Genomic DNA, 7,771 nt, shown 5'->3' on the forward strand with positions numbered 1-7,771 from the left:
AACGCGGGAACCCAGCGCATCCAACACCGTTCGGGATGCGCGCAGTTCCGGGAGCTGGCAGCAAATGTCGCTCCTGGACACTGTTTAGGAACGGTTCCTGTTGCTGACGCTGGTCGCGGTGTTCCTGGCCGCGCAGGTGGTCGGCACCGTACGGGAGCGGCTGAGCCACCCGCGCGCCACCACGGCCCGGGTGACGGGCTGCCGGGTGAGCGGCCAGGAGCCGGGCGGGGAGGGCGGCGGCCTGGGGGCGAAGACCTACGCCTGCACCTTCCGCTGGAGCGTCGACGGGCGGGAGTTCAGCGCGGAGCGGCCGGAGGGGCCGTACCCGCAGGGCCGTGAGGTCACGGTGTGGCTGGACGACAGGGGGCGGATGAGCACCGGCCGGCCGAGTTGGCTGTCGGTTCCGCTGTTCGCCGCTCCCGTCCCGTTCGCCCTGTTCGCCGCGGTGTTCCTGGGCCGCTGGGCGGCCCAGGACGCGGCGGGGTGGTGGCGCCGGGCGGCGCGGGACTGAGCGGCGGCGGCGCACGGTGGGCCGCCGCCGACACCATCACCGTCCCGTTCAGCTCCGATCCCGTCGCCGGGGCCACCCTCTACATCGCCAACACCAGTCCGACCTTCACCAACCGCGTCTGACGATTCATCAATGTCCTTGCCGCCGCTCGTGCTTCGCGCCGGGCGGCGGCTCGGCTACGCCGGCGTCCCGAGGAGGGCGAGCACCTCGCGCACCGCCACCTGCCCGGCCCTGCGGTAGGCGTACTCGCTGGTGTCGACGTCGTGCACCACGGTGCGGTGCACCACCAGCGCCAACGCCACGGTGACACCGGGCAGTTGCCCGGCCAGCTCGGCACGCACGCCCTCCGCCAGGGCCGCGTGGTAGCGGGCGAGGTCCTCCTCCGACGCGGTGCCGCCGTACACGGTGGCACCGGCGGCGAGCTCCAGGTGCACGCCCTCCTCCCACGGCTCGAAGTCGACCAGGGCGTCCGCGACCGAGCTCGGGCAGCCGGCCTGCCGCACGTAGCGGGCCCGCACCCCGCGCACCGGGCGGGGCGGGAAGGTCTCCCCTCCGGCGGTCGCGGCGGTCACGGCGGTCACGGCGGTCACGGCCATCAGGAGTGGGTGATCTCGACCTTGGTGATCACCACGTCGTCCACCGGGCGCTCGCCCTCGGTGGGGGCGGCGGCGATCGCGTCCACCACGGCCTTGGACGCGGCGTCGGCGACCTGGCCGAAGATGGTGTGCCGGCGGTTGAGATGGGTGGGGGTGCCCACCGTGATGAAGAACTGCGAACCGTTGGTGCCCGGGCCGGAGTTGGCCATGGCCAGCAGGTACGGCTTGGTGAAGAACAGCTCCGGGTGGAACTCGTCCGCGAAGGCGTAGCCCGGACCGCCGGTGCCGGTGCCCGTCGGGTCACCGCCCTGGATCATGAAGCCCTTGATCACCCGGTGGAACGTCGTCCCGTCGTAGTACGGGCCACTGCCCGGCTCGCCGGTGCGCGGGTCGGTGTACTCCCGGGTGCCCTCGGCGAGTTCGACGAAGTTGCGGACCGTCTTCGGCGCGTGGAACGGGAACAGTTCCAGCCGGATCGGGCCCGCGGTGGTGTGCAGGGTGGCGAACCGGGCGTTGGCCACGGGTGACTCCTCTTGTTCGTCCTACTCGGTGGTCGGATGGGCATCCTGACATAGTGGGGGGTTCGTGGCCGAACCGGCCGCGGTGGGAGGGGAGGTGACCCGTGATGGTCGGAGCGGTGCTGGTCGGGCTGCTGGTGCTGACGCTCACCGGGTGCGGATGCGTGGTGTGGGCCTCGCGGGGCGGACCGCGCTGGACCCGCGCGGTCGCGGCCGTGACGCTCGGCGCGGGCGAGGTGCTGCGCAGCGAGGCGCGCCGGCGGCGGCGGGAGGCGCGGCGCCGCGGGGTGAGCAGCGGCGAGAGCGGGGGCGGGGACTGAGGACAGGCGCTGACGGCGGGCACTGACCGCGGGGCGCTGAGAACGGGCGCTGAGAACGGGTGCGTCCCGGCCGCCGTCGCGGGGGACGGCGGCCGGGACGCGACCGGGTGTCAGCTCTCGGCGGAGCGGCGGCGGGAGAGCGCGACCAGCGCGGCCCCGGCGGCGAGGGCCGTGGCGGCGCCGCCGGCCTCCCAGCCGAGCCCGTCGGTGCCGGTGGCGGCGAGCGTGCCGGTCCCGGAGGCGGCGGTGGTGCCCGCAGTGGTGGCGGTGGTGGTGCCGGTGGTGCCGGTGGAGTCGGTGGTCCCGGTGAGGGCGGCCGGCTGGACGGTCTGCGGCTGCTGGGCGCCCTGGTCGGGCTGCCCGGCGGGCTTGTCCGACGGCTTGTCGGCGGGCTTGTCCGACGGCTTGTTCGCGGCGGCCTCGTCCGCGGCGCGGGCCGTGGCCCAGCCCTCGGCGAGGAACTTCGCGATGTCCGCGTCGCTGCCATCCATCGCCTTTCCGGCCGCCTCACGCACGGCCGGGCCGCCGGTCTCCATCAACTGCGAGACCTTCACCCGGTTGTCGGAGGCGCGCAGCTTGGGCAGGTCGCGCAGGAAGGCGGCGACGTCGGCCGGGGTGCCGCTGAGCGCCTTCTTGGCGGCCTCGACGGTGTGCGGGCCGGTGTTCTTGTCGGACAGGGCGACGAACACCGCGACGCGGTCGTCGGAGGCCTGGGCGGCGGGCCAGCCCTCGGCGAGGAACTTCGCGATGTCCGCGTCGCTGCCATCCATCGCCTTGGCGGCCGCCTCGCGCACCTCGCGACCGCCGGTCTCCATCAGCTGCGACACCTTGATCCGGTTGTCGTCGCCGCGGTTCTTGGCCAGGTCGACCGTCAGGAAGTGCCGCAGGTCGGCCGCACTGCCCTTGAGTGCCTTCTCGGCCGCCTCACGCACCCCGGGGCCGGTGTCCTTGTCGGCCAGGATCCGCTGGATCTCGGCCCGGTCGGCGTCCTCGGCCTGGGCGGCGGGCAAGCCCTCCGCGAGGAACTTCACGATGGCCGCCTCGCCACCGTCCAGCGCCTTGCCGGCCGCCTCACGCACGGCCGGGCCGCCGGAGGCCATGATCTGCGAGACCTTTACCCGCAGGTCGTCGCCGCGGTTCTTGGCCAGGTCGACCGTCAGGAAGTGCCGCAGGTCGGCCGCACTGCCCTTGAGCGCCTCCTCGGCCGCCTCACGCACCCCGGGGCCGGTGTCCTTGTCGGCCAGGATCCGCTGGATCTCGGCCCGGTCGCGCTGCTCCTGCCCGTCACCGGCCTCGGTGCCGCCGGTGCCACCGGAGGCGGTGTCCGGTACGGAGTCCGAGGCGGTGTCAGGACCGGAGATCCCGGTCGGCTGGGGAGCGTCGGCGGCCGAGGCCGAGGAGGGGAACAGAACAGCGGGGGCCAGGACGGCGGCGGCGACGACGGTGGACACCCAGGGCAGCTTCATGCAGTGGAACCCGCTTTTCCCTGTGAAGGGATCATGAACGCCCCACAGCATAGATCCTCTTTTACGCTTGCCATACCAGGTATTTGCCGCCTTCCCCCGGCCCTCGCCGACGGCGTGTCAGACCTGTCGGCGGCTGGCCCTAGGGTGGGGCGGGTGAGCTTTCATCTCGTCGTCGGACACGGGCCCGCCGGGGCCGCCACCGCCCGCCTGCTGGCCGAACAGGGCCATCACGTCCGGGTCGTCACCCGTACCGGGCGCCCCGCCGGACCGGCCGTCGAGGGCGTCGAACACCTCGCCCTGGACGCGAGCGACCCCGCCCGGCTGGCGCAGGCAGCCCGCGGCGCCGTCGCGATCCACGGCTGCGCCGCGCCGCCGCTGCCGCAGTGGGCCGGGAAGTGGCCCGCCCTCGCCTCCGCGCTGTGCGCGGCGGCCGAGGACAGCGGCGCCGTGCTGGTCATGCTCGGCAACCTGTACGGCTACGGCCCGATCGAGGGCCCGATGACCGAGGACCTGCCGCTCGCCGCGACCGGCCCCAAGGGCCGGGTCCGGGCGGCGGCCTGGGAGCAGGCGCGGGCCCTGCACGAGGCCGGGCGGATCCGCGCCGTGGAGGTGCGGGCCTCGGACTTCTTCGGCCCCGGCGTCACCGACGGCGGCCACCTGGCCTCCCGCGCGATGCCGAACCTGCTCAAGGGCCGTCCGATCGCCGTCCTCGGCGACCCGGACACCCCGCACAGCTGGACCTACCTGCCCGACGTGGCCCGCGCGATGGCCGAACTCGCCACCGAGGAACGGGCCTGGGGCCGGGCCTGGCACGTCCCCACCGCCCCCGCCCTGCCGGTGCGCACCATGGCCGAGCGCCTCGCCGCCGAGGCCGGCACCGGCCCGGTCGCGGTGCGCCGCCTGTCCCCCGTCCTACTGGGCGTGGCCGGGCTGTTCTCCCCACTGCTGCGCGAACTGCGGGAGGTCCGCTACCAGTTCGACCGGCCCTTCGCCATGGACTCCTCCGCGTACGAGGCGGCCTTCACCGCCCGGGCGACCCCGCTGGAGGAGCAGCTCGCGGCAACGGTCGGCTGGTGGCGCGAGCGGCTGCGGACGGCCTGAGGGGGGGCGGTGGGGGACGTCCGGTGACGGGCTGACGCACGGGGCGGTTGCGGCGCGTGGGGGCCAGGACTGGGACAAGAAGCCGGTGCAGGAAACGGTGACCGTCACCCCGGTGCCCAACCTCGGCGACAAGGCCATCGACCTGGTGAACACCCCGAAGGGCCCGTACGCGACCCGGGAGGTGCTCGCCGTCCGGATCGGCGACAAGATCCTCTTCCTGGACGGCGACAACATCGTGGATCGGATGCCGCACATCAAGGAGGTCACACCGAAGGCCCTAGACCATCGGGGCCGTACTCCCTGTAAAGTCCCGGGTCCGATGATCAGCTCGTGCACGGCGGGCAGTCAACACCTTTCGGGGCAGGCCGAAAGGGTGTGGGCGGCCCCGCTGATAGGCGGGGCCCTTGCGGTCCTGGCTCAGACCTCGCCAAACTCGCCGCCGCGGACGGCGGTCACGAAGGACTGCCATGCCTCCGCCGGGAAGACCAGTGCGGGACCCTCGGGGTCCTTGGAGTCACGTACAGGGACGGCGCCGGGAAGGCTGTCTGAGACCTCGACGCACTGTCCTGCCTGAGCACTGTAGGAGCTCTTGCGCCAAGCGGCGCCGTGCAGGTCATCCATGATCAAAACCCTTCCGCACTTCTCGAATGAACTCGATGCTCGCAGCCCGGGACAACGCCTCGCCTTGCAGGTGATCGTACTCACTGGTCCAGTCCGCCAGTGTCTTGGGATCCCGTTCAAGAAAGCCCCGCCGCTCGGTCTCGCTATAGCCAACGATGGACCTGTTCGGCATGGTCAGCAACGTAATTGGATGCGCGAACGGCCGGGCCTCGGCTGCTGAGAACGGGACCACTTGGACCAGGACGCGGGGACGAGCTGCCAGGGTCTCAAGGTACCGGAGTTGCGCAGCCATGACGTCGTGGCCCCCGATCGGCCGGCGTAGCGCGCCCTCGTCTATGACCGCGCGAACCAAAGGTGCGGGGTCGCGGTTGAGGGCCTGCTGCCTTCGGAACAGAAGCTCAGTTCGCTTGTCGGCCTGCTCCTGAGTTGCAACGCCTCGCAGCACTGGCGCGGCCTGGTAGGCACGGACGTAGTCAGGAGTCTGCAGCAGGCTCGGCACGATGTTGATCTCGAACAGTCGCAGCGTTGCTGCCTTTGCCTCGCTGCGAACGTACTCGTCGAAGCCTTCGAACAACGCTCGCTGGCCGGACGTGCCCCACTCCCTCAGGAACTGCTCGCCGGAACCGAACGCTCGGTCAAGTGCAGTTGCGATCTGTTGACTTGGTTTCCTTCGGCCGTGTTCAAGCGCCGAGATGTACGACGACGTGCACCCAACCATCTCTGCCAGTTGCTCCTGGGTCCAGCCTCGCTGTTCCCGTGACGTGCGGAGTAACGCTCCGAACTCGGCAGCTGCGGATGCCTCCGGGTCAAGTTCCTTTTTGTTCACGGCGATTCGTCCTATCAAACAAACCACTTGAGGCAGGTTGAACAGTTCTGGAGCTTAGAGGACAGTTGGCACCCCGGGTAGTCATCGCACTACGGATCGGAGCCATGTTGTGACGAGCAAACGCACCTCCACGCCCCCGCCGGCCGTGAACACCTCTGTACTGGATAGCCCGCCACGGCTCCAGGTCGTGATCTACCTCGCCAAGACGGGTACCGGCTTCCCCGAGGCCGAGATGCGTCGATGCGAGGAGTACGCGGACGAACACCGCTGGGAGATCTGCCTGACCGTTCTGGACGACGAGTTGGGGAAGTCGCCGGACCGGCGCCGTAGCCTTCAGTCCGCGCTGGACCACATCAGGTCCGGCACGGCCAGCGCCATCCTGGTCCCGAGCAAGGCCACGATCTCCCCCATCGAAGGAGAGTCCAACGACTTCTCCCACGACGTCGAGAAGGCCGGCGGTTTCATTCAAACGGTGCCTCGCAGATGAGCCGCTACACCATCCTCCCTCTTGCGGACCCTGCTGGTACTTGTCGGCCCTGTTGGGTCATGCAGGACAAGAGGGCTGGTGGTCTCGCGTGCGCCCTGCCGCCGCATCCCCAGCCCCTGGGGTTCTACGAGTTCAACGTGGCATCCGCCTGGGCCAGGAACGCTGACAGGCAGTCGGAGATCGAGCGATGAGCGCTGGGTCGTACCCCCCGAACGACCGGAGCGCGCGCTACGAGATTCGGGAGATCACCTCCCGTAGCCCCCACTTTCGGTTGCTGGAGTGCTGGGGCGTCTGGGACCGCCAACTGAGCGACTACGTCCGCAGGGCCAACGACACCCGCGACGTCAGGCGGTTCTATACGGCCCACTCCGCCGAGACGTTCATGCGCAACCTTGAGGGCCTGAGCGCCAGCGCATAACCGGCCTCACCCCATCCCAAGTCTCCCGTCCCGGGCCGCGTCCTTAAGCGACGAGGCTCCCCCTTGCCACGGCTCGGGACGGGACTTCACGATCAACTATTCGAAGGAGAAGTCGAGTTGACCGAGACCGGTACGAAGTCCGAGAGCATGCGTTCGGTGATCAGGATCAATCCGCCCGGCCGCCGCTTCGGCTGCGTGGCGTTGATCCTCAACCCGGACGGCCACGTTCTCATGGTCCGGCCAGCGTACAAGCCCGGGAAGCTGATTCTCCCCGGCGGCAGTGCGGAGCCGAACGAGGCGCCCAACGAGGCCGCCGCACGGTGGGTGCTCACCGAAACCGGTCTCGTCCTCGACCTGTGGCAGCTGGTTGCGGTGGACTACGTGTCGGCGGGGGAGAGCCCGGAAGGGGTGAACTTCGTCTTCTGGGGCGGTCGACTCGCGGCCCGAATGGCGTCCAAGGCTGCGGCCCCGCCGGTTGAACAGAGCGGGATCCTCGAAGCCGTATGGGTGCCGCCCGCGGACCTGCCCACCGTCACCGACGCGGAGCAGACGGCCAGGGTGATCGACGCCTTGCGCGTCGTTGAGCTCGGCGCCGGCATTCCGCTGCTTCTGCGCGGCCGTCCCGCCGGGGCGTAGGAGAAGTGATGAGCAACAGTTCAGGGCCCGGAACGAGGAGATTCAGGCCACCGGCGTGGCGGTCCTCGACCTCCCACAGGGCCCCACCACTCAGGCCCGGGTCGAATGGATCGCCAAGCACCTCCACCGCGCGAAAGAGCCCCTCCCCCGGGGGCCCTGGGGTCAGTGCTCATTGAGGGCTCTTCTGCTCCATCTGTGGGTCGCTTCGGAGAGCCTGACGCAGTGCACGCCGCTCCCTGTGCGGATCTTGAGGTGTTGAGGCCCGAGATCG

At 70.7% G+C, this 7,771-nt stretch carries 12 protein-coding genes; 7 read left to right on the forward strand and 5 right to left on the reverse strand.

Going from position 1 to position 7,771, the window contains the following annotated elements:
• Positions 1-100 precede the first annotated feature (100 nt).
• Together ACIG5E_RS38495 and ACIG5E_RS38500 are read left to right on the forward strand one after the other, a co-directional pair.
• Entirely contained in the window at positions 101-511 is a 411-nt protein-coding gene (locus ACIG5E_RS38495) for a hypothetical protein (RefSeq protein WP_396541822.1), read from the forward strand.
• Complete coding sequence (locus ACIG5E_RS38500; protein WP_396541824.1) at positions 484-633, forward strand: hypothetical protein; 150 nt, start codon at positions 484-486, stop codon at positions 631-633. The genes ACIG5E_RS38495 and ACIG5E_RS38500 overlap by 28 nt, the downstream gene beginning before the upstream one ends.
• 54 nt (positions 634-687) lie before the next feature.
• On the opposite strand, the gene ACIG5E_RS38505 is transcribed toward ACIG5E_RS38500, so the two are convergent.
• A complete protein-coding gene (locus tag ACIG5E_RS38505; protein ID WP_396541826.1) occupies positions 688-1,107 on the reverse strand; it encodes a hypothetical protein in 420 nt (139 codons plus the stop codon).
• On the reverse strand, positions 1,107-1,628 hold the full coding sequence (locus ACIG5E_RS38510; RefSeq protein ID WP_396541828.1) for a peptidylprolyl isomerase: 522 nt from the start codon (positions 1,626-1,628) through the stop codon (positions 1,107-1,109). Before ACIG5E_RS38510 ends, ACIG5E_RS38505 begins: the two co-directional genes overlap by 1 nt.
• A gap of 104 nt (positions 1,629-1,732) precedes the next feature.
• Between ACIG5E_RS38510 and ACIG5E_RS38515 the strand changes: the two genes are divergently transcribed.
• Complete coding sequence (locus ACIG5E_RS38515; RefSeq protein WP_396541844.1) at positions 1,733-1,945, forward strand: hypothetical protein; 213 nt, start codon at positions 1,733-1,735, stop codon at positions 1,943-1,945.
• Between the two features lie 110 nt (positions 1,946-2,055).
• On the opposite strand, the gene ACIG5E_RS38520 is transcribed toward ACIG5E_RS38515, so the two are convergent.
• Positions 2,056-3,411 (reverse strand): ALF repeat-containing protein, encoded by a 1,356-nt coding sequence (locus ACIG5E_RS38520; RefSeq protein ID WP_396541830.1) that lies wholly within the window; start codon positions 3,409-3,411, stop codon positions 2,056-2,058.
• A 153-nt stretch (positions 3,412-3,564) separates the two neighbouring features.
• On the opposite strand from ACIG5E_RS38520, the gene ACIG5E_RS38525 reads away from it, so the two are divergent.
• Positions 3,565-4,512 carry an NAD-dependent epimerase/dehydratase family protein gene (locus tag ACIG5E_RS38525; protein WP_396541832.1) on the forward strand — a complete coding sequence of 316 codons (948 nt, stop codon included), beginning with the start codon at positions 3,565-3,567 and terminating at the stop codon, positions 4,510-4,512.
• A gap of 417 nt (positions 4,513-4,929) precedes the next feature.
• On the opposite strand, the gene ACIG5E_RS38530 is transcribed toward ACIG5E_RS38525, so the two are convergent.
• Positions 4,930-5,133: a DUF397 domain-containing protein gene (locus ACIG5E_RS38530; RefSeq protein ID WP_396541834.1), complete on the reverse strand. Its 204-nt coding sequence runs from the start codon at positions 5,131-5,133 to the stop codon at positions 4,930-4,932.
• Positions 5,126-5,959, reverse strand: coding sequence for a Scr1 family TA system antitoxin-like transcriptional regulator (locus ACIG5E_RS38535; protein ID WP_396541836.1), 834 nt, complete (start codon positions 5,957-5,959; stop codon positions 5,126-5,128). Before ACIG5E_RS38535 ends, ACIG5E_RS38530 begins: the two co-directional genes overlap by 8 nt.
• Positions 5,960-6,104: 145 nt before the next feature.
• Here ACIG5E_RS38535 and ACIG5E_RS38540 point away from each other — a divergent pair, with 145 nt between their 5' ends.
• From ACIG5E_RS38540 to ACIG5E_RS38550, 3 genes are all read left to right on the forward strand, one after another.
• On the forward strand, positions 6,105-6,446 hold the full coding sequence (locus tag ACIG5E_RS38540) for a hypothetical protein (protein WP_396541838.1): 342 nt from the start codon (positions 6,105-6,107) through the stop codon (positions 6,444-6,446).
• Positions 6,447-6,633: 187 nt separating this feature from the next.
• Complete coding sequence (locus ACIG5E_RS38545) at positions 6,634-6,864, forward strand: hypothetical protein (RefSeq protein WP_396541840.1); 231 nt, start codon at positions 6,634-6,636, stop codon at positions 6,862-6,864.
• 117 nt (positions 6,865-6,981) lie between these two features.
• Entirely contained in the window at positions 6,982-7,500 is a 519-nt protein-coding gene (locus tag ACIG5E_RS38550) for an NUDIX domain-containing protein (protein ID WP_396541842.1), read from the forward strand.
• Positions 7,501-7,771: the final 271 nt, after the last annotated feature.

Source organism: Kitasatospora sp. NPDC053057 (assembly GCF_044546945.1).
In the GTDB taxonomy this organism is placed as follows: domain Bacteria; phylum Actinomycetota; class Actinomycetes; order Streptomycetales; family Streptomycetaceae; genus Kitasatospora.

Coding starts and splice junctions, on each gene's coding strand:
- ACIG5E_RS38505 (WP_396541826.1), bottom strand. CDS start 1,107: ATGGCCGTGACCGCCGTGACCGCCGTGACCGCCGCGACCGCCGGAGGG.
- ACIG5E_RS38515 (WP_396541844.1), top strand. CDS start 1,733: ATGGTCGGAGCGGTGCTGGTCGGGCTGCTGGTGCTGACGCTCACCGGG.
- ACIG5E_RS38520 (WP_396541830.1), bottom strand. CDS start 3,411: ATGAAGCTGCCCTGGGTGTCCACCGTCGTCGCCGCCGCCGTCCTGGCC.
- ACIG5E_RS38530 (WP_396541834.1), bottom strand. CDS start 5,133: ATGGATGACCTGCACGGCGCCGCTTGGCGCAAGAGCTCCTACAGTGCT.
- ACIG5E_RS38545 (WP_396541840.1), top strand. CDS start 6,634: ATGAGCGCTGGGTCGTACCCCCCGAACGACCGGAGCGCGCGCTACGAG.